Origin of the sequence: Asaia bogorensis NBRC 16594 (assembly GCF_001547995.1) — a bacterium.
In the GTDB taxonomy this organism is placed as follows: Bacteria; Pseudomonadota; Alphaproteobacteria; order Acetobacterales; family Acetobacteraceae; genus Asaia; species Asaia bogorensis.
The window spans coordinates 3,033,284-3,057,983 of the sequence record NZ_AP014690.1 but is presented as its reverse complement, the minus strand read 5'-3'; the positions used below and the strand labels follow the sequence as shown (position 1 = coordinate 3,057,983).

Here is a 24,700-nt window from a genome sequence, read left to right as displayed (position 1 = left end):
TACATAAACAAGTCTTCATTCGCAGCCCATGAGAGCGCAATACGGACTGAATTAGTGCCGGTTCTATGACCCACACAGCCTTTGCGCTTTTTTGCCTGACCTGCGCGGTCGGGTTGCCTGGCGCTGCCAGAGCCGATGCCATACCGGGCGCCAGCACGGCGCCCGTGCATGAGGCCGTGCCTATGGCTGTCACCAGCGATACGCTGGATTATTGCCGTACTTTGGCCCGCAAGGTGCATCGCACGCTGCGGCAGACTGCGGCGGCTTCGGCGCCGATCATCAATCAGGCGATGTATCTGGAGCATGAAGGCGAGGCGCTCTGTGCTCACGGGCATCTGCGCTCAGGGATCGCGCAGGAAAGGCGGGCGCTGGTGGTTCTGACACGGTCCTGAGCAGGGCGTCATCGGTGGCGGGTCCGTTCTGGCAGCCATCGGTGATGAAGGTAGCGTCACTATCGTTCCAAGGTGGTTCAGGCTAATCCAGTGCCAGCGCGTGCCCTCGTGATGGATGACCGGCCATGACCATGATTGCTGTTCTCGACAAGACCCCAGGCAATGCGGCGGATCATGCCGCTTTCCTCACGGCACTGCGTCAGCAGGGATTCGAGGGCGAGATCGGCACGACGCATGACACGCGTCTGGTCCACGCGACCGATAATTCCATCTATCAGCGTCACCCCGAGGCCGTGGTCTTTCCGAGGCACAGGCAGGATCTGATCGTACTGGCCCGGCTTGCGGGCGAGCCCGTCTGGCGCGGTATCACCATTGCACCGCGTGGCGGCGGAACGGGCACGAATGGCCAATCCCTCACCGATGGCATCGTGGTCGACCTGTCCCGACACATGAACGCTATCCTCGAAATCAATGTCGAGGAGAAATGGGTGAGGGTGCAGCCCGGCGTGGTGAAGGACCAGCTCAATGCGGCCATTGCCCGTCATGGGCTGTTCTTCGCCCCCGAACTCTCGACATCCAACCGTGCCACGATCGGCGGCATGATCAGTACCGATGCCAGTGGGCAGGGAAGCTGCACCTATGGCAAGACACGCGACCATGTGCTCGGTGTTACGGCCGTGCTCGTGGGTGGCGACGTGCTTGATACCTCACCGCTTGATGAGAGCGAACTGGCGGTCCGCCGTCAGGGTCGTTCCCGCGTGGCGCAGATCCATGATTGCGTGGCGTCGATCCATGATCGTGAGCGCGACACGATCGAGGAGATGTTCCCCAAACTCAACCGCTGTCTGACCGGCTATGATCTGCGTCATCTGCGCAATGAAGCCGGACAGTTCGATCTGACCAGCCTGCTCTGTGGATCGGAAGGGACACTCGGATTTCTGGCCGAGGCGAAACTCAATCTGCTGGCCATTCCGCCGTATAGTATCCTGGTCAATATCCGCTACGACAGTTTCATGGATGCACTGCGCGACGCGCGCGCGCTGATCGGGCTCAAGCCGCTCTCGATCGAGACCATCGATTCAAAAGTGCTTGGCCTTGCCATGCAGGATTTCGTCTGGAGCTCGGTCGAGAGCTATTTCCCGCAGGATGAGGCCGGCCCTGCGAAGGGGCTCAATCTGGTCGAGTTTGCCGGTCATGATGAGGCCGAACTCGAATGGCAGGTCGAGGGCTTTCTGGAGCATCTGCGGCAGGATCAGACGGTACGTCGCCGTGGCCATACGCTGGCCGTAGGCCGCGCGGCAGTTTCGCAGGTCTATGCCATGCGCAAGCGCGCTGTGGGTTTGCTCGGCAATGTGCAGGGGGAGGCGCGGCCCCAGCCCTTCGTTGAGGATACCGCTGTGCCGCCGGAAAAACTGGCGGATTTCATTGCCGAGTTCCGGGCGCTTCTCGATGGGCATGGGCTGGATTACGGCATGTTCGGCCATGTGGATGCCGGCGTGCTGCATGTCCGCCCCCTGCTCGACATGCGCAACCCCGATGATGCTGCGCTGATTCGCCCCCTGAGTGACGCCGTGCATCGTCTGACACGCCGTTATGGCGGGTTGCTGTGGGGAGAGCATGGCAAGGGGGTGCGGTCGGAATATGTGCCGGATGTGTTCGGCCCGCTTTATCCCTGCCTTGAACAGATCAAGGGAGTGTTCGACCCGCATAACCAGCTCAATCCCGGCAAGATCGCAGCCCCTCCGGGCGCTTCAGCACCGCTTTTGCGTGTTGATGACGTGCCGATGCGCGGGGCGCAGGATCGACAGATTCCCGATCCGGTCTGGCAGGGTTATGGCACGGCGCTGCACTGCAACGGCAATGGCGCATGCTTCAATTACGATCAGGACGATCCGATGTGCCCGTCCTGGAAGGCAACGCGTGACCGGCGTTTCTCCCCCAAGGGGCGCGCCTCGCTCATGCGCGAGTGGCTACGCCTGCAGGCTGGCGCGGGTGTGGATACGGCGGCGCTGGAGGCGCATACGCCAAGTCTGCTCAGTCGCGTCTCGGCGCAGTTCCGACGCAGGCAGAACACACCGGTCGATTTTTCGCATCAGCTCTATGACAGTCTCGCCACCTGTCTGGCCTGCAAATCCTGCACCAGCCAGTGCCCGGTCAAGGTCGATGTGCCTGATTTCCGCTCCCGCTTTCTCAATCTGTACCACCAGCGCTATGCCCGCCCGCTGCGCGATTATGTCGTGGGGCTGATCGAATATACCCTGCCACTCATGGCGCGTATGAGGCGTCTCTATAATGCCGTGGTCAGCCTGAAGCCGATGGCCGCGCTGGGTAAAACCCTGCTTGGCCTTGTCGATATGCCGTCTCTGTCACGCAGCGGACTGGCAGAAACCTGCCGTCGCTGGCACGTGCAGCCTGCCACACCAGAGCGCCTGGTGGCCCTGACCGAGGCAGAGAGGGCAGGGTCTGTCATTCTGATGCCGGACCTGTTCACCCGTCATTTCGAGGCCCACCTTGTCGAGGCGTTTATCGAGCTGGCGGCGCGCTGCGGTTACAGGGTCTATCTTGCCGAGAGCCTGGCCTGCGGCAAGCCGCTGCATGTGCATGGCTTTCTTGGGTTGTTTGCCCGACAGGCGCGTCGCAATGCCGCATGGCTGCGCATACTGGCCTCGTTCGGGGTGCCGATTGTCGGGCTCGATCCTGCCATGACGCTGATCTACCGGCAGGAATACCGCAAGATTGCCGGGCTTGAGGCTCTGCCTGAGGTGCAACTGCCTCAGGAGTTTCTGTTGCATGCCTTGCCCCGGATGCAGGACGCTCCGCAAGCAGCGGCCAGTTTCGTGTTTCTTGGGCACTGCACGGAAAAGACAGCCCTGACGGGTTCGGGAGCAGACTGGCAGGCCCTGTTTGCGCGGCTTGGCCTTGGTTTGCAGCTGGAAAAGACGGGGTGCTGCGGTATGTCCGGCACCTTCGGTCATGAAGCGCGCAATGTGGAAACGTCCCGCGTGATTTTCGAGCAGTCCTGGGGGCCGCATCTGGACAGACAGGGTGAGAAAATTGTGCTGGCCAGCGGTTATTCGTGCCGTAGTCAGGTCAAGCGCTTCCGCGGGGCACGGCTCGATCATCCGCTCGTAGCCCTGCTGGATCGTCTGCGTGACATTGCACCGGAGTCCACGCGTCCGGTCTGATTGCGTGAGGCGCCAGAATGTGAAACGCGCCGTCATCACGGAGCCGGATCATGCGGCCGTCTCATGGCGAGATGCGTCAGGCCTTTCCATGACCAATGGGATAGGCAACGCCGCTTAGTCAAAGGCAGCCAGTTCCCCGCTCAACCCGCTCGTAGCGAAGGCTGGATACACAGACATGGACACGAACTGAGGTCGAAACGTGTCGTGACGGCCACAAGGGCGGTTGGACCCTGATCGCCTTGATTGACAGGCAGGCTAGCGGTTTCTAAGGGAACCTCAATGCAAATGAGAAACGTTCTCATTTGTTCCCCTGTTTGTCTGTTTCGGTAGATTGATGTCCGTTTCCCTGCGTGCCGCCTTGTGTCTGTCCTCACTCCTTTCGGCGGCAATGGTGCCGGGTGCGCTCGCTCAGGAACGCCAAACCCTGCCGGAGAAGGCGTCGCCCCTTCATGAAGGGGCGGGGCAGAACAGGATCACACTTGCACAGCCAGCCGCGCCATCTCGGGCAGGAAAAGCTCAGTCCGCTAAAGGAGCTCATGAGGGAGATCATCAGGGCGTTCACGAGACCATTCGTGTGGCGGGCACGCGCGGGGGCTTTCTTCCCGCTGCCGCAAGCAGCGCCACAAAGACTTCAACGCCGCTGGAGCTGACGCCACAGAATATCACGGTCATCACACAGGAACGTATGAGCGTGCTCAACGCCCGCAGCCTGTCCGAGGCTGTGCGCTACGCAGCAGGCGTTTCGGATTACGGGTCGAAGGACGACCCGCGCGGCTATTTTGGCACGATCCGCGGGTTCACGCCCGATATCTATCTCGATGGCACACGTGCCCCTGATGCCAGCACATCGCAGAGTTTCAGCATCGAGCCCTGGGGGCTTGAGGAGATGGATGTCTTGCGCGGGGCATCTTCGGCCCTCTACGGGTCGGGGCAGCTTGGGGGTATCATCAATGCTGTCAGCAAGCGTCCGCATCCGGATCAGGTCAATGAGATCGACTTCCAGACCGGTTCCTACGGGCGTGTTCAGGGTGCGGTCGATGTCGGCGGCGCGCTCAATGCCCGCAAGACCCTGCTCTGGCGATTCAACGGGCTGATACGCAAGTCGGACACCTACGCACGCAATATCAAGAACAACGAGATATATGTGGCGCCCTCACTGAGCTGGCGCCCTGATGAGAAAACCACGCTCACCCTGCTCACAAGTTTCGAGCAGCTCGATGCCGGGTCGACGGCGCAATTCCTGCCGGCTGTCGGGACCGTTCTGCCCTCGCGCTGGGGCCAGATCGCCCGCAACTTCCTGAGCAGCGATGCGGACTATGATGTCTACTCAAAGCGTCAGGTGGCGGTTGGCTATAATTTTGTCCGGCACATCCTGCCCAACTGGACCATCACGCAAAACATGCGTTACGCGCATCTCGACGTGCTCTACCGTTTCGTGACCACCTCGTCACTTTCAGCGGATAAACAGAGCATCAATCGCACCGCGCTCAACCAGCAGGGCAATTACAACAACGTCACCCTCGATACGCGGTCGGCAGTGACCTTCCATACGGGGGGCATTCATCATGAAATCCTGACAGGCGTTGATTTCCGTAGTGATTTTCTGGCCAATCGCCGCGGCCAGCGCGCAGCCCCCGCGCTTAATCTCTACAAGCCGGTTTATCGCGCCATCACCTGGCCAGGCTATGGCACCACCACGAGCACAAACGAGACGGAAACAGATACCGGGATCTATGCGCAGGAGCAGGCCAACTGGCAGCGCTGGTATCTTACCCTGTCGGGCCGCGGTGATTTCACCCAGAGCATGACGGTCAATAATCTCAATGGCGGGCGGACACCGCAAAACAACAACGCTTTCACGGGGCGGGTCGGGCTGGTCTATCAGTCTTCCATAGGGCTCAACCCCTATGTTTCCTACGCGACGTCATTCCAGCCCCAGGTCGGGACGACATTCGGTGGTTCGGCCTTCGTGCCGACCACGGGCAAGCAGATCGAGGCGGGTGTCAAATACAAGCCGGTCAAACCCCTGCGTGGTGTGGACAATTTCATGCTCACGGCTGATTTCTTCAATCTGGTGCAGGATAATGTCCTGACAGCCGATCCGGCCAATTCGTCTTTCAGCGTGCAGACCGGGCGGCAGAGAACACGCGGCTTCGAGTTCGAGGGCGTGGGCCGTCTGCCCTACAGGATCGATTTCATCGCAAGCTTCACCTATCAGGATCCGCGTGTGATGCGCTCGACAGTGGCAGCGCAGGTTGGGCAGCGGCCTGTGGCAATTCCCTCCCATATGGCGTCGCTGTTTCTCAAGCGTGACGTTGCCTTTTCGGCGCTCTGGCAGGCCGGTCTGGGGGCGGGCATGCGCTACACGGGTAATACCGCGGGCTCCATTCCCCTCACGTTTTCCGTGCCTTCGCAGCTCGTATGGGATTTGCAGGCCCATATCGACCGGGGGCGCACGCGTGTGCAGTTCAACGGCACCAATATCGCCAATCGCAAATATGTAGCCATGTGCACCCGCGATGTTGCCTGCGCCTGGGCGCCCGGGCGCGCGGTATTCGTGACCCTGTCGCAGCGCTGGTAAGGCGGCGCGACGGTAACATCCCGACGGGTCGCCTTCGTACCTCTCGCTCAGTGGGTCGTCTTTTGTGAGAGGAAGTCACCCTCATTCAGACTGCGTTCAATGGCTTCAAGCGAGCGGCCCTTTGTTTCGGGAATACGGCGCTCGATGAAGATCCAGGCCAGAGTGGTCAGGGCTGCGAAGAGAAGGAAGGTGCCCGATACGCTGATCATCGAGATAATGGACAGGGTCACCATCGAGATCAGCAGATCGAAAGACCAGTGCGAGACGGTGACAAGGCCCATGCCCTTGCCGCGCACGGCGAGCGGAAAGACCTCGGCACCTACCAGCCAGAGCGAGGCATTGATGCTCCCCAGCGTGCAAAGCACATACAGGATCAGGCCAGCCACCGCGAAAAACCGCCCCATACCCTGCGGGTCGCCGCCGAAGAACACGACGGCCAGAACGATCAGGGCGAGGATCGATCCGGGCAGCACGCGCAGCATGAGGCGACGACGCCCCCAGTGATCCACGGCCCAGAACCCGAACACCGTCGCAACGGTGATGGCCACGCCAATGGCCAGCGAAATGAGCAAGGCAGAATTGCGGTCGAACCCCGCGCCGGAAAGGATGGTCGGGGCATAGGTCAGGACGGCATTTGTGCCGGTTACCTGACTGAACATGGCCAGGCCGGTCCCGGCAATCAGGGCCGGGCGGAGCCGGGGCGAGAAAAGCAGGCGCCAGCTCCCCTGTTCCTGCGCAGCACCCTCAATGTCACGCATTTCGGCCTCGGGGTCCTCACCGGGACCCCGGAGGCTGCGCAAAATCGCAATGGCCTCGTCCCGTCGGCCCTTAGCGGCAAGAAAGCGCGGGCTTTCGGGCAGGAAAACCAGCCCGACAAGCAGCATCAGCGCGGGAATGGCACCGATGAGCACCATCATGCGCCAGTCTCCTCCCCGGTCGAGCAGTCGGATGAGCAAGGGGCTGCCGCTCAGCCACCAGCCGATCAGCGAACTGATAAGGACGCCGCTAACGATGGCCAGCTGAAACAGCAGGACGAGCCGCCCCCGTCGTGAAGCTGGCGCCAGTTCAGCGATATAGACGGGCACGATCTGGCTGGCGGCACCGACGGCCAGACCAAGCAGCAGCCGCATCAGCGTCAGTTCCGTAGGGGACATGGCCATTGCCGAGCCGATAGAGCCAAGCAGGAACAGCGCCCCCGATAGCCCGACCACCATGCGACGTCCCAGTCGGTCCGACAGAGGCCCTGCGGCCATGCATCCCAGCAAGGCGCCGGCAACCATGCCTGCGGCAATAGCCTGTTTGCCCAGCGTGCCGAGAGTGAAGCTGTCCCCCAGTGTCAGGAGTGCCGCGGAGATGATGCCCTGATCATAGCCGAAGAGAATACCCGCCAGACCTGCCACGCAGGACGCGATGAACACGCGTCGGTGCCCCGCCTGCCCTGAGTGGGTGTTGTTTTCAAGGGCTGTGCCGGACGTGCCTGCCGGGTAAGTCGAACGCATGATGGCCTCTCAGACGCGGATCATCCAGGCGATCCGTGCCCAAGTGGTGTGAGAGATATTTTCGATGCGAAAGACAAGATTTCGTTACGAAAGGGTCTCGACGTGTGATTTCAACCGGCCCGGTGCGGATAAATTTCAGGATTCGTCAGGTGGATCGGGTATCACAGCGTCACGCGTAACATTTTCGTGGTTCGATAGTCACGTTCTGTGTGACGAATCGCGTGAGGCGGTCAGGTGTCGCGTCGACGTCTGGGCGGGGGCGGGCTGGCTGTCGCGGGGTTTTCCGGCCAGTCATGTTTCGGGTAACGGCCGCGCATGTCGCGTCGCATGTCGGCCCAGCCCGTGGTCCAGAAGGCGGCGATATCGGCAGTGATGGCCTGCGGGCGACCGGCAGGTGACAACAGGGCAAATTGCAGCTTGATGCGCCCATTGGCGATGCGTGGTGTCTCCTTCAGCCCGTAGAAAGCCTGAGCACGGGCCGAGATCGTGGGTGTGGCATCGCGATAATCGATAGCGGGTTGTGCCCCGGGCAGGATGAGGCTCGTCGGTAAAGCCTGATCGAGCTGTTTGAGCTGGGTGTAGTCGAGGCGTTGCCGCAGGAGGGGCAGCAGGTCCAGCGCCTGTATCTGGCTGAGTTTCGTCATGCCATCGATATAGGGGAGCAGCCACTCATCGAGAGTGGCGGCAAGGGTTTCGTCATCGGCGGCAGGCAGGGTCTCATCGAGATGGGCCCGCGCCAGGGCGAGCCGGGCACGAAATTGCTGGCATGACTCGGACCAGGCGAGGCTGCCAGCCAGATCGGCGCGTATGCGTGACAGCAACAGCGCCTGCACCTCCTCCGGCTTTGCCGGGGCAGAACGGTCGCGCAGCACCAGATTGCCAAGGCGAAGCCTTCTGCGGGCAATGACATTGCCGGTTGTCGTATCAAGCGCGGTCTCGACCTGGTCTTCCGTACGGGCCAGCAAGGTTGCAGGCAGGTTATCGAGATCGAGCGGGGCGGCGAGGCAGATTTCGGTTGCCGTACGCACATGAAGGGCAGGGGCTACGATCAGGGTTTCGCGCGCCAGCGGGTCGATGGCGCTCAGCCGGGCCGATCCTCCTCCCGACAGGCGATATCGTCCCGTTTCGCCCGCGGCCATGGCTACGCGATCCGGAAAGCCTGCGGCAAGCAGGGCCGCCGCGCTGGCGGGGTCGGGCGCAAGACGCTGGCTCAGCCCGAGGCGCTTCTGATAGCGCTGGGCGGATTGCCGGATGCGGGCAAGGCTCGCCCGGTCGGCATGGGGGTGATGCTCGGCGCCCTCGATCAGGCCAAGACGCGTCTGGATATCGGCGGGTACCGAGGGGCTGCGCTGACCGGGGACGATACGCGGGCGCAGCGGGTCGCGTTCCTCCAGAAGGGCGGCGAGGGCGGCGGCGGTGGCCTTTTCGGGTGGGGTACGGGCTGCGCACATCATTGCAGCCAGACGGGGCTGTGCGCCGAGCCGTGCCATAGCGGCGCCTAGCGGCGTGATCTTTTCTGCCTCATCCAATGCCCCGAGCGCCGTAAGCAGGGCGCAGCCGGCCTGAAAGGCACCGGCAGGCGGTGTATCGAGCAAAGGCACAGCGGCTGGGGGCGTGCCCATGACTTCGTGCCATGCAGCAAGGTCAAGGCAATGGCCGGTCAGGTCGCTGGTCTGGATTTCGGGCAGATCATGGGCAATCAGGGCGCGGCCAGTGGCTTCTGTCCACAGACGTACCGCAATGCCTGGCGCCTCGCGTCCGGCGCGCCCGGCACGCTGTGTCGCCGTGGCCCGCGAGATGCGCATGGTCTCGAGCCGTGACAGGCCGGACCCGGCATCGAGACGCGGCGCACGGGCAAATCCGCCATCCACCACGATACGGACGCCGGGTACGGTGAGCGAGGTTTCTGCAATCGAGGTGGACAGCACCACCTTGCGCCTTTCGGCAGGTTTGAGGGCCAGATCCTGCTCGCGGGTATCGAGTTCACCATAGAGGGGGACGATCAGTGCCGGGGCATCAGCCAGTGCTGCGGCACAGCGCCTGATTTCGCCGACACCGGGCAGGAAGGCCAGAATATCGCCTTCCTCCTCAGCCAGCAGGCTGCGTATGGTGCGCGCCATGACATCGGGCAGTTCGCGCAGGGCTGCGATGTCCCGTCTGGCGTGACGTATGTCCAGCGCAAAGGCGCGGCCTTCGCTCTCGACCAGGACGCCATCGAGCAGAGAGGTAAAGGCTCGCCCATCCGTTGTGGCCGACATGGCCACGAGACGGAGTTCGGGGCGCATGGTGCGTTGCAGATCGAGCGCGAAACCAAGCGCTGTATCGAGATCGAGCGAGCGTTCATGCACCTCGTCGAACAGAATGGCCGACACGCCCTCGAGCAGCGGGTCGGTCAGCAGGCGTCGCAGCAGCAGCCCTTCTGTCACCACCTCGATTCTGGTGGCCGCGCTCACAGCCGAATCCGTGCGCGTGCGATAACCGACTGTCTGGCCTGTGGCTTCGCCCAGCAGGGCGGCCATGCGATGGGCGGCCCCACGCACGGCAACACGCCGGGGCTCGACGACGATCAGGCGTCCTTCCTCGCGCCAGGGGGCTTGTAAAAGATGAAGCGGCACCAAAGTGGTCTTGCCTGCGCCGGGCGGCGCAACCAGTACGGCATTGCGTCCGGCATCGAGCACGGCCTGAAGCTCGGGCAGGGCAGCACAGACAGGAAGAACGGGAAGCGAAATGAGATTGGCGGGCAATAGGGGACCGGTCATAATGACTTCTATGGCGCGTCCGCGGGGCGGTCGGCAATTCTCTTCCTTCACAGCGATTGGTCTCATGCTGCGCAAGCTGTCTCCTCTTGTCCTCACCCTGCTCGCTTTCGGTTCTACTCCTGCCTTTGCCGCCGAGAGTGCCCCCGTCACCTCGGCCCATGACACTGCCACCCTGGTGACTGACCGCGACAGCGTCACGGCCGGGGGGGATCTGCATGTCGGGCTGCGTCTTCAGCTCAAGCCGGGATGGCATACCTACTGGCTCAATGCCGGTGATGCGGGCGAACCCCCGACGCTGAAAACCACGGCCAGCGGAGCCATGACCGGCCAGAGCGAGTCGATCAGCTTTCCCACCCCAGTACGCATCAGCGAAGGGGGGCTGATGTCCTACGCCTATACGGGTGACGTGCTTTTGCCCCAGACCCTGAAGCTGGAGGGCAAGGCGGGTGAGGTGACACTCAAGGCCCATGCGGAATGGCTGGTATGCGCAGCAACCTGTGTGCCTGAATCGGGTGACTTCAGCCTGACCCTGCCTTCAGGCAATGCCGCGCCCAACAGTGCCGCCGAGGGGCCGCTATTCGTCAAGGCGGCGCAGGCAAGCCCCATGCCGTCACCTTTTGCAGCGACAACGACATCAGACGCCACGTTGACCCTGAGTGGTCAGGGGCTGTCGGGCGAGAGCGTCAGCCGGGCCTGGTTCATGCCTTCCGTTACCGGCGTGATCGATCAGGTTGCTCCGCAGAAGCTGGAAGTCAGTCAGGGCAAGGTGTCGCTTGGCCTTCACTGGATCGACGCAGCGCATAAACCCGCGACGCTTGATGGTATCGTGGTGCTTCAGGATCAGGCGGGGCAGCAGACAGCTCTGTGGGTCAGCACCAGCCCCGGCACAGAGGCGGCCGGACAACGTGCGGGTGCGGGTGTGACCCTTCCCGTCGCGGGAGTGGCCTCGTCTGCGACGGCTCCCTCGCATACGGCGCTTTGGCAACTGGTGATCTTTGCCTTTCTGGGTGGGCTGATTCTCAATCTGATGCCGTGCGTCTTCCCGGTTCTGGCCATGAAGGCGTTCTCGCTTGCCCGTCTGGGCGGGTCGCATCGCCATGAGCAGATCAGCAGTGCGCTTGCGTATATGACCGGCGTGATGGGCAGTTTTGCCGCGCTGGGTGTCGCCATGATCGTGCTGCGCAGCGTGGGCTCGGCGGCAGGGTGGGGCTTTCAGTTCCAGTCGCCCGTTTTTGTGCTCGGTGTAGCCTGGCTGCTTGTCATGATGGCCCTGAACCTGCTGGGTGTTTTCGAGGTAACGGCAGGACGTCTCGGTCAGGATGTTACGCCACGCCACGGCATATGGGGCGACATGCTGACGGGGCTGCTGGCTGTGGTCGTGGCCACGCCCTGCACGGCGCCGTTCATGGGGGCTGCCATTGCGGCGGCTCTGGGTGGACCGGCATGGGCAGGACTCATGCTGTTCCTCGCCATGGGGTTCGGTCTGGCATCGCCCTATGTCGCGATTGCCACCATTCCGTTCCTGGCCCGGCATATGCCAAAGCCCGGTGCCTGGATGGCCATTCTCAAGCAGGTTCTTGCCTTCCCGCTTCTGGGAACGGCAGTCTGGCTTTTCTGGGTTGCCTGTGTGCAGCGTGGCGCCATGATCCTGCCAGTCGGGCTGGGCGGCGCGGTTGCGCTGGGGCTGGCAGCCTGGCTGTTCGGCCTGACGCAACGCGAGGCGATGATCAGGGGTGCAACCCCCTGGGTCGTTATCGGTCGGGCTGTGGCCGTTGTTGTCGTGCTGCTGGCAGGCGCCAGTCTTGTGCGCGTTGCCGATAGCGAGGCAGCTTCGCCCAGCTTTGTCGCCCATAGCGAAAATGGCGTCGTGGCCTATTCACCCGATCGGCTCGCCTCGCTGCGCGATGCTGGCAAGCCTGTCTTTATCGACATGACGGCGGCGTGGTGCATCACCTGCATGGTCAATGAGCGCGTTGCCCTGCAGGCGGCGCCCGTGCAGAAGGCCTTCGCTGCGCGGGGCGTAACATACATGAAGGGGGACTGGACCAATCGTGACGAGACCATAAGCGCCTATCTTCGTGCGCATGAGCGCGATGGCGTGCCGCTCTATGTCTATTATGCCCCCCACAAGGAGGGTGTGATCCTGCCGCAGATCCTGACTGTTTCCGAGGTGCTGGACGTTCTCAAATAGGATCGCCAGCCCGGGTCATCCATGCGTCAGGGCGTGGAAGCACCAAAGCCCGAGCCCATATACATGTGACCATGCGGACCATGGCCGGATGGTCCCTTCATGCTGACGGATGTACCGCCTGACCCGGTTCCCGTCCCCGTCACTGGACGCAGGAGCCCGGCGCGGGTGTCGTCCTCTGGTGGGTGGGGATGGGTGCAGCAGGCCAGCAGCAGCATGGCAGCGAGCAGGGGAAGAATTCTCATGAGACACCTTGGCTGTTCTCGTGTCGCACCGTGGGACTGTCAGGGCCCCTGCGCGATCTTGCCGATTCTAGGGGCTGAGCCGATAACGGCAAGCCCGCAAGCGGTTTACACCCAGACAGCCTCATTCAGCTCCCGATATCGCTCGATGCCGATGGCGCGTATGCGCGACACATCCTGATGGGGTGGCATACCGAAAATCGACCGGTATTCGCGGGTGAACTGCGAGGGGCTTTCATAGCCCACAGCAAAACCGGCATCGGCAGCAAGGCGGTTTTCATACAGCATCAGGCGTCGTGCTTCCTGGAGGCGCAGGCGCTTGCGATATTGCACGGGCGATAGCCCCGTTACCTCCTGAAACTTGCGATAGAACGTTGATCGCCCCATCCCTGCAAGACCGGGAAGGGTCGAGGCCTCGGTCTCTTCCATGAAATGGGCGCGCATATGGGCGAGCGCCCGGTTGATGCGTGATGCATCGCTTTTCTGGTCGGCAATCTCGTGCAGGACGTGGCGTTGATCACCCTGCAGGGCGCGATAGATGATCTCCCGCTTGAGCATGGGTGCCAGAAAGGTAAGGTCGTCATCATTGCCGAGGGCGATGAGCAGACGGCGCAGGGCGTCGAGCAGATCGGGGGTCACGGCACTCAGGCCAAGACTGGTGTGCAGGGGGGATCTGAGGCCCGGGTCAGCCCGTGTTTCGGCAATCACGCTGGCGATTTCCTCAGGCGTGAAGGCGATACAGGCGGCGAGATAAGGCGCCTCGGGCGTAGCGCGTGTGATGTGCCCTGAAAGAGGCAGATCCACCGTCGCAACGAGATAATGGTTCTGGTCGTAGTCGAAGCTGCTCTTGTGAATCCTGATCCTTTTTGCCCCCTGAATGATGATGTACAGGCGCGGCTCATAGACGACCAGCAGAGGGTCGGTCGTGGTTTCCGAGCGATACAGCGTCAGGAAATCGACAGCCGTGCGGGTGCTTTTGCGCGGACAATGGGCGCGCACGAGGGACTGCACGTCGCCCAGCATGGTTGCGTCAGCTTGTTGGCTCATCACGTCAGTATAGGACTTCGAGACGATAAGGCAAGTTTTGCGGATTCGAGAGATAACGGTTCTGCGGTGTGGACGCGCATGGTCTGCCTGTTCCGCAAGGACGGGAGTTTCACTGCATCAGGAGCCTGCCATGCCAGATCACGCCATGTCACCCGCAAAGGGGCTCATGACCATCCGCGCCCAGTCACGGCAGATGAGGCAATTATATCGTGTCTGGCGGGAGCAGATCAGAAAGCTCGAGCGACGCAGGATCTGTCTCTCGGCTGGGCAGAAACGCCTTATTCTGCGTGACCTATGCCGGCATTACAGGACGCTCGAACGCTCCTGCCGATTGCTCCAGGCCTGAAAGATGATGGATCTCATCTTCGTTGCGGACGCCCTCAGATATGTCGGCCTGAATGTCTATCTGGCCTTTTTTCAAAATGGGAGAACTGATCAATGACGGCAAAACTTGCTTTGGTGACAGGCGCAAGCCGTGGAATTGGTGCCGGAATTGCCTGCCAGCTTGCAGGCGAAGGCTATGACATCGCCTTTTCCTATCCCGGTGAAATGGCCGGGGCGCAGGAGACAATCAGGCAGGTCGAGGCGCTGGGTCGCAGGGCGCTGGCTATTCAGGCCGATGGCAGCACCGTTGCCGGCAATGAAAAAGTCGTGGCTGAAGCTGTGCGTGTTTTCGGCCGCCTGGATGTGCTGGTGTGCAATGCGGGCATGTACCCCAAAGGGACGATTGACGAGATCACGACCGGCGATATCGAGAAGGTGCTCAACCTCAATGTCCGTGGCCCGATGATCGAAACCATGTGCGCGGTGCGTCATATGCAGCCCGGCGGTCGTATTGTGTTGATGGGATCGGCTTTTGGCGGTCGTGCGCCGCTGCCGGGTCTGTCGCTCTATTCCGGCACCAAGGCCGCCCTTCGCGGTTTTGCCCAGGGTGTGGCGCGCGATCTGGGTGATCGGGGGATCACGATCAATGTGGTGGAACCGGGGCCGGTGAATACAGCCATGAACCCGTCAGACACCGAGGCGGCGAAAATCCTGGCCCGTTTCGTAGCAACCGGAGCCTATGGCGCGATCGAGGATATCGCTCATGTCGTGTCATTTCTGGTCAATGAGCGTTCGAGCTACATCACCGGATCGTCTCTTGCGGTCGATGGCGGGTTGCTCGCCTGACCAGAAGCGTTGCCTTCTGCCCTTTTCGGAGCAGAAGGCAACGCGACAGCCTGTTATCCGGCCTCGGCCAGAAGGGCCTCGTACTCGGCAGGGACCCCACAGAAGGTGATCGCCTCAGGCGGGATCACTTCATAATGGATTTTCATCCCGTCCCTGATCAGGTGGTTATAAAGCGGTGCCACGTAAAGCTCAGGAGATGACGGGGTGAGACGCTCCTGTTCGAGCGCCTTCAGGAAATCGCCGCTGCGGGCGAAATGGTAGAGTCCGTCACAGCACAGATCGGAAATCGGCTGTTTTTCGGTTGTGCGAATGGCCAGCGGCTCATCGCTGTTTTCCGCCGCGCCAACATAGGACCAGTTGGCACCCGACCCACGGAACACTTCGAGATAACCCTCCGACTTCCCGAACCATGCCCCTTGGGGAAAGCGGAAATTGGGGCGGAACGTGTCGATATTGAAAATGGTCAGTGGCGACTCGGCAGACATACCAGCCTGCTTGACGCCAAATTCCACCGTCTCGGCCTGGCCTGCAGTTTCATGGTCGAGAATGACAATGCGCGCATCACGAATGCCAAGCGCCTCGATTTCGCGACGAATGAAAGCTTCCGTGTCGGCCACCGTGCGGGCGATGAACACGAAAGGGTGGCTTTCGAAATAGGCTGAAAAGCTCTCGATCGAATGGGCGAACACGCTCTTGCCATGCAGGGGAAGCATGTATTTGGGCACCGGATAGCCGGCTTTGGTGAAGCGGCTGGAGAGGCCAGCCATGGGGATGACGATCATCACGCAAGTCCTTCAAGCGTGGCATACAGACGAAGGGCATTGGCGATGAATGCCTTTTGCCTGTCCGGCCGGTCGGAATGGAGCGGCAACATGGAAACGAAAAGCGATGTCATGATGGCGCGCGTTTCTCGGCTTGCCGTAGACAGACCTGCAATCTTCATTTCGGCAAAGGAATTCTGCAGCCAGTCACGCTGGGGCGAGGCATCGAACTCCAGATCGAAATCGTACTCTGACTGCTGCGTCAGGGTGTAACGACCCGCCAGAATGAAATCGTAAAGCCCATCGACGGAATGGGAGAATTTCGCGATGTCGTAACGGAAATCGCCCCAGATTTCGAGCTTGTCCGCAAACACGTAACCACGCGGATCGATGACCGAAATACGGCTGTTGCGCGAATTATAGAGAATATTGCTGAAGCAGAAATCACCATGCATCAGCGTTGCGCGCGCCGACGGGTCATGCGTGATGAGGGCCTCGATCTCCTGGGCAATGGTCATAAGCGACGGCATTGCACGACCCTTGAACGTCAGCGGGCGCGTGACATCGAACCCTGTCTCTCTGGCATAGCGCTCAAGGCGTTCGACAGTCTTGCCACCCATGAGCTGACGCGAATAGGCCTCACGCGGTGCATCGCTATGGGTGGTGGCGCAGAGCTCAAGGAATTCCGAGCAGCTCGTCAGGATCTTCTTCCAGGTGACGCGGCCGATGGAGGAAAACACGTAGAGCTCGGAGAGGTTGGGCGCGTACTGGTATTCCGTGGTGTAGAATGCCTGGCTGTCATTCTCGCCCTTGTCGAGCAGACGGGCCGCATAGGGCTGCACCGCTGCGGGAATGGACTCGAACCAGTTGGCCTCGCCCTTCATCTTGAAGCGGTCTTCAGAAAGCTTGCGAACCGTGCTTTGCGTGATTTGCAGCGAATTGAAGGCGCGGGCGGTGGTAACAAGGCGGCGCGACCGGAAATAGGTCTGGATATGGCCGAAATCATACCAGCCATCGACCTGCTTGAGGGTCAGAGGGCGGCGCTTGATATAGAGATTGAGGCCCGTGATGAAATTGCCACGCGCCTGGCTGATGGCACGTACAAGCTCGACCCCGTTCGAAAACGAGAAGAACCCGCACGCAATCGGGCGCTCGAGGTCTTCCTCGCTGGTGGCCTCGATCGTCTCGAGGCTGCTGATCGCGCCGTCATCGTGATTGATCACCGCCCAGGAGTAGTCATCACCCTCCCGGTGGCTTGCGACAACATTGAGGCCGGTTGGAATCGTGCCGAGCACCGTGTCGCCGTGAAGGATCTGGATGCCGACCGAATAGGCATTCAGAACGTTGATCGCATAGACAACAGCTTCACCCAGGGACATGCCGTCAGGCAAGGGGAGCAACGATACCCCCTTCTGTTCCAGCCTGTGCAAATCATAGGCCGGAACTTCATAGCTCTCGGGAACAGCCAGATAGATCTGGCTGATATTGAGGTCCTGCGCCTTCAGGCTGTCCGCCTGAATGTCATAGAGACGTCCTACGCCAAGCGGCAGAAAGGATGGTGGCAGTTGCCCGAACTCTGCAACGAGTTCCTGCGTGACATAGGCCCCGGACATGATCAGGGCGATGGAGGAAGAGGGGTTCATTTGCCTGATTCGATCAATGCATTGATTTCAGCGAGCGAGAGCGTGACAAATTCCCTGGGGCGGATGGCACGGTCATCGACATAAAACCCTTCGGTGCCGCACCACGGCTTGCCGACATAGATCTCGTCATAGGGAACGTCGTGCTTCTTCAGCCACTCAAGAATGACGGGAAGCGTATTCGCATTGATCTTGCCAACAGCGCCCTGATAGGTGCGCATATTGCGCGCTGTCTGAATCAGGATTTCAAATCCCTGCGCCTTGTATTCGCGCAGCTTGGCAATGAGCGGAAGGTTGGGTTCCTTCTCGCTATATGACAGATCAGGATTACTGATGGTGAGGGTGTCGTCGAGATCAATAACGAGACGCTTCATAGCCAGGGTCGAGCTCCGAAAATTATTGATTCAGCTATCTATGATTCTCTCGCTGGAATTACCATAGGATCAGATGAAATGAAAAACTTTGTATCTGCGGAGTCAGGATAAGTTCATGTAATATTGTGTAGTGGCTCGAGGATACACGACAATTTGTGTGGTTGAATTGACATCCTATGTTAGGATCGTATCCCGTCCGCTTTACGGAGCAGGCGTGTATCCCGCCTTGTAGTCATCGGAAATTTGAAGCTGCGAGAGCTTATCATGCTAAGTTCTACTATAAATATTTCATATTACTCATAATAATATAATATTATCATGTGGTGTCTGAAGGCGGCACACACATTTATCAAGTCCGATAATGCATCATGCCTGGTGACAACGCAGTTCCCCGTTTTCCTGGCTCCGCTTGATCGTTCCTACAAAGCCGTTCTTGTCGTCCTGCGCTTGGCGGCTATCGGGAGTGGACGGGCCCAGCTTCTGGCGTCATCTGCCGACGAGCGTCCCTGCGTTCTCGTCGCTTCAGGGCGGTTGATCGGGCTCTTATAAAAAGAACAGCAGGTGTACCCAGCCAGGCGGCGGGTTTCACGTGGGCCTCGATTGTCCGCCGGCTGCGTCGAGTCATCTACCAGAATCTTCAGGATCCGAGACTGGTTGAACGACGCGCGCGCCATATCTCATGGGAGACAGATCATCTGTGGCGATCTGGGATATCAGATCAGAACACGAGTTCGAATTTTCTGGGAAAAAATGGTGCCCAAGACCGGGATCGAACCAGTGACACTGCGATTTTCAGTCGCATGCTCTACCAACTGAGCTACTTGGGCACCGTCACCTGACGGTGTGAAAGGGGGTTTACTCCAAGCCGTCACGGTGATCAAGCGGGGGAAAGCCGTTTTTTTCGGCTTCATCCTCATCCACGGCCGGAACGCTGTAGCTTTCATTGAACCAACGCCCCAGATCCACATCGGCACAGCGCTTGCTGCAAAATGGCCTGAAGGCGTGGAGCGTCGGTTTCTGGCAGATGGGACACAGGCTCATGGGGTGAAACTCCAGTAGCTGTCAGGGTAATCAGGCATCATGTGCAGGGTGAGCGGTGCCCCCCATTCAAGCGAGAACTGTGCCACAGCCTGATTGTCCGCCTCCAACGCGCGTGTGACAGCCAGCGATGCCTGCAGAACCGGTGTTGGGTTGGGCCTCTGTTCCGTCGGCCTCGCTGGCCGGTCGCGCAGGATTTGCCTCAGCGCCTGCAGGCCACGGCCACCGGGGCTGGAAAGGCACTCATGCAAGGGCGCGCGTCCCCTGGTGCGAACGATCTCCAGCAGACCCAGCGCAGTCGCGCCCAGCATGCGCGGTTGCATCGGATCGCCTTCGAGCGCCTCGGCCATAAACCTGCCCAGCGCCGGACGTTTGCGCAGGGGGACACCCGCCGGATCAACCAGGATCGCCCCGCTGAGATTGCGCATGCGTATCTGCTGCGCCAAAGCCGCAAAGGCATGACGATTGGCCGTGAACCCGTCCATCTGCCGACGCTGGTCGGGGTGGGGGTCATCCAGATCGATGGCGGTCAGTGCCGGGGTCGGGCTGAAACTTGCCCTGATGCCATGGGGCAATGCTGCCTGCGACGTCATCAGGTCATCGCATTCAGCATCGAGCACAGCGTCGAAGGCGTGGCTGACACGGGTGATGCGTGGCCTGAGGGCAGCAGGGATCAGGGCCATGAGGGTTGGGGAGTCACACAGCAATGCGGCGTCCGGGTAACGCGCTGCGATGTCCTCCAGCGGTGAGGGGCCTCGTGCAACAAGGCCGGGGCGCTCGGTCGCCGTGGGTGTGTGGCTGACGGGCTTGAGGCGTAGCCCCTTGCCATTCTGGGCACTGCGCGTCACCCGAGCGGTGACCAGAGCTCCTTCGGCATGGGTGCCGGTGAGAAAGCCGGAGCTGTTGTCACCAAGGAGCACGAAAGCGCCGCCCAGGGCGGGCGCGGATTTTTGCACGCGTACGGCGTGGAGGTCGCCATAGCCATCGGGCATGCCCGGCCGCCACAGGGAAAAATCGACAAGTCTTTCCTCATCGCAAATTGCGATGCGTGCCTCGCCCGGTGACCAGGCGATGCGACATTCCATCATGCGATGAAGCGACAGGGCTGGCCGCGCAGCATCTGGGCCGTCTCGAAAAGGGGAAGGCCAATCACGGCTGAGGGACTTCCGCCCACATAACGTATGACAGAGGCTGCGGCACCCTGAAGCGCATAGCCGCCAGCCTTGCCCTGCCAGTCTCCCTGATCGAGCAGCGCCGCTATCTGCGCCTCTGTCAGGCGGGAGAACGTCACATCGGTCTCGACCAGACGTTCGACCACACGTCCGGCAGCCCAGCCACCGGCAGGTAGCACGCAGACGGCAGTCAGGACTGTATGACGACGACCGGAAAGCAGGCGAAGGCAGCGTTCCGCCGTTGCGCGGTCTTCGGCCTTGGGCAGGATGCGGCGCCCGACGGCGACCAGCGTGTCAGCAGCCAGAACAAGGGCTTCCTGCTGGCAGCGCATGGCGACAAGTTCGGCCTTCATGCGGGCCAGACGCGCCACGCAGGCGCGGGGCGTCTCGTTCTGTCGTGGCGATTCGTCAAGATCGGCCGCGTCGATGCGGTCCGGGGTCAGCCCGATCTGTCGCAGCAGGTCCACCCGTCGCGGCGATGCCGAGGCAAGAACCAGCTCCGGCCTTGTGCCGTCTGTCACGCGAACGCTCTTACTTGAAGCGGAAGGTGATGCGGCCCTTGGACAGGTCGTAGGGGGTCATTTCGACATTGACGCGGTCACCGGCCAGAACGCGGATACGGTTCTTGCGCATCTTGCCGCTGGTATGGGCCAGAATGGTGTGCTCGTTGTCGAGTGTGACGCGGAACATGGCATTTGGCAGCAGCTCGGTCACCGTGCCGCTGAATTCGATCATGTCTTCTTTTGACATCTGAGTCCTTGAAACTGTGCTCTGATACAGGCCGGAAAATCCCCGGCAGGATGAAATTATGCCGCGTATGTGCTGGCTCGACGTCGTTACGTCAAGTTTCTTGGTGATTCTGGCCCCGAAAAGAGGCGTTTTGGCCTCTGCGCGCTAGCCTCGTCACCCCGGGTTAAGGACTTGCTGACCTGCCGCTATGAATGGCCGGATCAGGGATCCATGACCGGGGGCAGTTCCGTCGGCGGGCTTCAGCCCAGAGCGTCGAGTCGTGCTGACAGGCTCAGCGCATGGGCATCGAGCCCCTCGGCTTTGGCCAGCCTGACGCCTGCAGGACCGACAGCGCGCAGACCATCGGCCCCGGCTGATATCGTGGTGGTGCGCTTGAGAAAATCAAACACCGACAGGCCCGAGGCAAAACGTGCCGTGCGGCTTGTGGGCAGAACGTGGTTCGGCCCGCCAACATAATCGCCTACAGCCTCGGGGCAGTTGCGACCAAGGAACATGGCACCGGCATGACGGATCAGCGTGGAAAACTGCTCGGCATCATCCAGCATGACTTCAAGATGCTCAGAGGCAAAGCGGTTGGCAATTTCAGCGGCCTCATTCCAGTCGCGCACAATCACCACCGCGCCATGATCGGTCCAGGACTTTCCGGCAATGGCAGCACGGGGGAGGGTCTTGAGTTCGGTCTCGACGGCTTCCACCACAGATCGGGCAAAGCCGGCATCGTCTGTGATGAGAACCGCCTGTGCCAGTTCGTCATGTTCTGCCTGGGCCAGCAGATCGAGCGCCACGAAGCGCGGGTTGTTGCGGTTATCGGCCACAATCACGACCTCGGACGGACCGGCAATCGAGTCGATCCCTACGTGACCGAACACCTGACGCTTGGCCTCGGCGACATAGGCATTGCCCGGGCCGACGATGCGATCGACAGGGCGAATGCTGTTCGTGCCATAGGCGAGCGCGGCCACAGCCTGCGCACCGCCAACCCGATAGATCTCGCTCACGCCGCAGACACGCGCAGCCGCCAGAACGAGCGGGTTCAGTACGCCATCGGGGCAGGGTACACACATGGCGATGCGGCCAACGCCTGCCACACGGGCTGGCAGGGCGTTCATGAGCACAGAGGACGGATATGCCGCCTTGCCGCCCGGCACATAGAGCCCAACGGCATCGAGCGGCGTCCAGCGCATGCCCAGGGTCAGCCCGGCCTCATCCTGATAGGCGAGGTTCGAAGGCATCTGTGCCCGATGAAAGGATTCGATGCGTGAGGCAGCGAGATTGAGCGCTTCCATCAGATCGGCATCGACCTTGTCGGCCTCACGTGCAATTTCGTCTGCGGTGATGGCCAGCCCTTCCGGGGCGAGGCTCAACCGGTCGAAACGCGCCGTGTAGTCGCACAGAGCCGTGTCACCCTGCTCACGAATGGTGGCGATGATATCGCGCACCGGCGTGCTCACACTGGTTTCAACAGCGCTCCGGTCAGAGAGCAGCGTTGCGAGACGGGATTCGAAATCCGTATCGGTGCTTTGCAGCCATTTCATGCTGTTTTCTCCTGAAGGGCGTCGCGAAAGCGTTCGATCAGGGCACGAATGGCGTCGGGTCGGGTTTTCAGGGCAACGCGATTGACGATGAGGCGGCTCGTGACATGCGCGATGACATCAGTCTCGCGCAGGCCATTGGCCTTGAGGGTCGAGCCGGTATCCACCAGATCGACAATCACGCTGGCCATGTCGAGTGTAGGGGCGAGTTCCATGGCGCCGTGCAGATGCACGATTTCGGCATTGATGCCTTTGGCCGCGAAATGACGCCGCGTGATGGTCGGATATTTGGTCGCAACACGCAGATGCGAACTGGCTGCGGTCTTGTCATGATCGTCGTTCTGACCGGCCATCCCGACCGGGCGGGCGATGGAAATGCGGCAGCCGCCGATTCCGAGATCGAGCGGCGCATAGATGTCGGGATAGTCAAATTCCATCAGCACATCGGCACCGCAAACGCCGATCTGCGCGCCTCCATGCGCTACAAAAGTCGCGACATCGAAAGAGCGCACGCGCACCACATCGACCTTGGGGTCGAGCGTTGGAAAACGCAGGCTGCGTGTCCCTTCGCCAATGGCGCTGCCATCCTGAAAAAGCCCTGTGCGTTCAAGCACGGGGCCCAGCGCCTTGAGGATACGCCCCTTTGGTAGTGCCAGAACAAGCGGCGCATCGTTCAGAGGCGCGTGCTGGGCATTGTCACGGGATTCGGAGGCAGGTTCGGATACGGCATTCATCACGACATTCCTGTAGCACAATCTCGCTCAGGCAAGAACCGGGCGGGCACAAGGTTTTTGTCCGGGATGCAGGCCGTCTGCCCTCGGGCCGCAGGGCCTTGCGTGCTGGCGACAGGAGGTATGGCTCACGCAGTGATGACCATCTCGATGGCCAGGAAGGCGGGCGGGCCTGCAACCCAGAGCGCCGCAATCCGCTAGATTGGGCAAGAACCGTCTTTTCGGGAATGACAGGAGCCCTGAATGTCTCGCAGCGAATTTACCCCTGACCTCGCCACCGCCACACCGCGTGCCGATGAAGAACAGGTCCATCTGCAACTTAATGACGGGGCACGCATCCCGCAATTCGGCCTTGGTGTTTACAAGACCCCGGCTGACGAAACGGCTGAAATCGTGCGCTATGCTGCCAAGGCAGGTTACCGCATGGTCGATACGGCGGCGTTTTACGGCAATGAAAGTGGCGTTGGCGATGCGCTGCAGGATTATCCGGATCTGTATGTCTCGACCAAGCTCTGGGCCAGCGACATGGGTTACGATGCCGCCCTGCGTGCCTTTGATGTCAGCGCGAAAAAGCTGCGCCGCGATGTGGTCGACCTCTATCTGATCCACTGGCCCATGCCGAAGAAGGATCTGTATGTTGAAAGCTGGAAAGCGCTCATTGAGCTCAAGAAGCAGGGGCGTATCCGGTCGATTGGTGTCTGCAATTTCGAGCCTGAACATCTGACGCGTCTGATCGAGGAAACCGGGGTCAAGCCCGTGCTCAACCAGATTGAACTGCACCCGGCTTTCCAGCAGAAGAAGCTGCGGGCTTTCAATGAGTCGCTCGATATTCGCACCGAGGCCTGGAGCCCGCTGGGACGCGGTACGGGGCTGGATGGCGAGATCATCACCAGCATCGCGAAGAAGCACGGCAAGACGCCGGGTCAGGTGACGATCCGCTGGCATCTCGATCAGGGCAATGTCGTCATTCCCAAATCAGCGCATCAGAAGCGCATCGATGAGAATTTCGACGTATTCGATTTCCGCCTTGATGAGGACGATATGAGCCGCATCGCCACCCTCGACCGGGAGGACGGGCGCACGGGCCCCAACCCGTTCACGGCAGATTTCTGAGACTGGTCTTGTCTGACGGGCACTCCGCGGGACGAGGCGCTTGCGTCACATAGGGGCGCGAATACGGGCCTCGTATCGAGAGGGCGAGCAGCTGCTTTCGGTCAAGGCAGACGGCTTCTCTGACAGTACGGGGTTCGCGTGCCCCGCGAGCCTTTGCTGGGTTCGCTCTATCACGATTGGGAGACCACGTGTCCGCCTCCGCAAGGCGATGCGGCGTTACGTAACGCCTCTCTGGCGGCAGCCCATCTTCGCCGGTGAACAATAAGCGTCTGGGTTCTGGTGCAGAGGACTTGGTGCCGTTCGGCATCCTGAGCCCTGGCGCAGTGCACTCCATTCCGGCTCGATATCCGTCGAGTAAAAAGCGGCCCGTTTGCCAGGTCCAAGCCTAAGGCGACAGGCGAGCGAGTTCGGGTAGTGACAGGGATGGGGCTTAGGACGCGCTTTTAAGGCAGACATCCCGTTACCTGTCTCGTTAAGTCATCCGGTCAGGCGGCCAAGACGATAGGGGCCGCGCTCCGCTGATGGA

Annotated in this window: 20 protein-coding genes and 1 tRNA gene; 7 read left to right on the top strand and 14 right to left on the bottom strand. The window is 60.9% G+C overall.

Annotated features, from left to right (window positions below):
• The first annotated feature begins 65 nt into the window (after positions 1-65).
• The 3 genes from Asbog_RS13410 to Asbog_RS13400 all read left to right on the top strand — a co-directional run bounded on the left by Asbog_RS13410 (position 66) and on the right by Asbog_RS13400 (position 6,158).
• Complete coding sequence (locus Asbog_RS13410) at positions 66-392, top strand: hypothetical protein (RefSeq protein WP_031241686.1); 327 nt, start codon at positions 66-68, stop codon at positions 390-392.
• Positions 393-517: 125 nt separating this feature from the next.
• Positions 518-3,577, top strand: a complete 3,060-nt coding sequence (ydiJ, locus tag Asbog_RS13405; RefSeq protein WP_062165504.1) for a D-2-hydroxyglutarate dehydrogenase YdiJ — start codon at positions 518-520, stop codon at positions 3,575-3,577.
• A 334-nt stretch (positions 3,578-3,911) separates the two neighbouring features.
• Positions 3,912-6,158, top strand: coding sequence for a TonB-dependent siderophore receptor (locus tag Asbog_RS13400; RefSeq protein WP_231944593.1), 2,247 nt, complete (start codon positions 3,912-3,914; stop codon positions 6,156-6,158).
• A gap of 47 nt (positions 6,159-6,205) precedes the next feature.
• Here Asbog_RS13400 and Asbog_RS13395 read toward each other — a convergent pair whose 3' ends face one another.
• Entirely contained in the window at positions 6,206-7,657 is a 1,452-nt protein-coding gene (locus Asbog_RS13395; RefSeq protein ID WP_083510890.1) for a sugar porter family MFS transporter, read from the bottom strand.
• 230 nt (positions 7,658-7,887) lie between these two features.
• The gene (hrpB, locus tag Asbog_RS13390; RefSeq protein ID WP_062166041.1) at positions 7,888-10,416 is read right to left on the bottom strand and encodes an ATP-dependent helicase HrpB; all 2,529 of its coding nucleotides are present in this window, start codon (positions 10,414-10,416) and stop codon (positions 7,888-7,890) included.
• Between the two features lie 10 nt (positions 10,417-10,426).
• On the opposite strand from hrpB, the gene Asbog_RS13385 reads away from it, so the two are divergent.
• Positions 10,427-12,607, top strand: coding sequence for a protein-disulfide reductase DsbD family protein (locus Asbog_RS13385; protein WP_231944592.1), 2,181 nt, complete (start codon positions 10,427-10,429; stop codon positions 12,605-12,607).
• 26 nt (positions 12,608-12,633) lie between these two features.
• On the opposite strand, the gene Asbog_RS14435 is transcribed toward Asbog_RS13385, so the two are convergent.
• Together Asbog_RS14435 and Asbog_RS13380 are read right to left on the bottom strand one after the other, a co-directional pair.
• On the bottom strand, positions 12,634-12,849 hold the full coding sequence (locus Asbog_RS14435) for a hypothetical protein (RefSeq protein WP_146926687.1): 216 nt from the start codon (positions 12,847-12,849) through the stop codon (positions 12,634-12,636).
• Between the two features lie 105 nt (positions 12,850-12,954).
• Positions 12,955-13,893, bottom strand: coding sequence for an AraC family transcriptional regulator (locus tag Asbog_RS13380; RefSeq protein ID WP_231944591.1), 939 nt, complete (start codon positions 13,891-13,893; stop codon positions 12,955-12,957).
• A 130-nt stretch (positions 13,894-14,023) separates the two neighbouring features.
• On the opposite strand from Asbog_RS13380, the gene Asbog_RS13375 reads away from it, so the two are divergent.
• Both Asbog_RS13375 and Asbog_RS13370 read left to right on the top strand, forming a co-directional pair.
• Entirely contained in the window at positions 14,024-14,239 is a 216-nt protein-coding gene (locus tag Asbog_RS13375) for a hypothetical protein (protein WP_062165502.1), read from the top strand.
• A 92-nt stretch (positions 14,240-14,331) separates the two neighbouring features.
• A complete protein-coding gene (locus Asbog_RS13370; RefSeq protein ID WP_062165501.1) occupies positions 14,332-15,063 on the top strand; it encodes an SDR family NAD(P)-dependent oxidoreductase in 732 nt (243 codons plus the stop codon).
• Positions 15,064-15,116: 53 nt separating this feature from the next.
• Here Asbog_RS13370 and Asbog_RS13365 read toward each other — a convergent pair whose 3' ends face one another.
• From Asbog_RS13365 to hisG, 10 genes are all read right to left on the bottom strand, one after another.
• Positions 15,117-15,845, bottom strand: coding sequence for a glycosyltransferase family 2 protein (locus tag Asbog_RS13365; RefSeq protein ID WP_062165500.1), 729 nt, complete (start codon positions 15,843-15,845; stop codon positions 15,117-15,119).
• Complete coding sequence (locus Asbog_RS13360; protein WP_062165499.1) at positions 15,845-17,467, bottom strand: hypothetical protein; 1,623 nt, start codon at positions 17,465-17,467, stop codon at positions 15,845-15,847. Before Asbog_RS13360 ends, Asbog_RS13365 begins: the two co-directional genes overlap by 1 nt.
• Positions 17,464-17,838, bottom strand: a complete 375-nt coding sequence (locus tag Asbog_RS13355) for an HAD family hydrolase (RefSeq protein ID WP_062165498.1) — start codon at positions 17,836-17,838, stop codon at positions 17,464-17,466. The genes Asbog_RS13360 and Asbog_RS13355 overlap by 4 nt, the downstream gene beginning before the upstream one ends.
• Before the next feature lie 751 nt (positions 17,839-18,589).
• A tRNA-Phe gene (locus tag Asbog_RS13345) sits at positions 18,590-18,665 on the bottom strand.
• Between the two features lie 28 nt (positions 18,666-18,693).
• Entirely contained in the window at positions 18,694-18,879 is a 186-nt protein-coding gene (locus Asbog_RS13340; RefSeq protein WP_062165496.1) for a DNA gyrase inhibitor YacG, read from the bottom strand.
• Positions 18,876-19,964: a ribonuclease E/G gene (locus Asbog_RS13335; protein ID WP_062165495.1), complete on the bottom strand. Its 1,089-nt coding sequence runs from the start codon at positions 19,962-19,964 to the stop codon at positions 18,876-18,878. Before Asbog_RS13335 ends, Asbog_RS13340 begins: the two co-directional genes overlap by 4 nt.
• Positions 19,961-20,569 carry a Maf family protein gene (locus Asbog_RS13330; protein WP_062165494.1) on the bottom strand — a complete coding sequence of 203 codons (609 nt, stop codon included), beginning with the start codon at positions 20,567-20,569 and terminating at the stop codon, positions 19,961-19,963. Before Asbog_RS13330 ends, Asbog_RS13335 begins: the two co-directional genes overlap by 4 nt.
• Before the next feature lie 10 nt (positions 20,570-20,579).
• Positions 20,580-20,798, bottom strand: coding sequence for a translation initiation factor IF-1 (infA, locus tag Asbog_RS13325; RefSeq protein WP_023979930.1), 219 nt, complete (start codon positions 20,796-20,798; stop codon positions 20,580-20,582).
• A gap of 239 nt (positions 20,799-21,037) precedes the next feature.
• Positions 21,038-22,333: a histidinol dehydrogenase gene (gene hisD / locus Asbog_RS13320; protein ID WP_062165493.1), complete on the bottom strand. Its 1,296-nt coding sequence runs from the start codon at positions 22,331-22,333 to the stop codon at positions 21,038-21,040.
• Positions 22,330-23,064, bottom strand: a complete 735-nt coding sequence (gene hisG / locus Asbog_RS13315; protein WP_062165492.1) for an ATP phosphoribosyltransferase — start codon at positions 23,062-23,064, stop codon at positions 22,330-22,332. The genes hisD and hisG overlap by 4 nt, the downstream gene beginning before the upstream one ends.
• Positions 23,065-23,304: 240 nt before the next feature.
• Between hisG and Asbog_RS13310 the strand changes: the two genes are divergently transcribed.
• Positions 23,305-24,174, top strand: a complete 870-nt coding sequence (locus Asbog_RS13310; RefSeq protein ID WP_083510889.1) for an aldo/keto reductase — start codon at positions 23,305-23,307, stop codon at positions 24,172-24,174.
• Positions 24,175-24,700 lie beyond the last annotated feature (526 nt).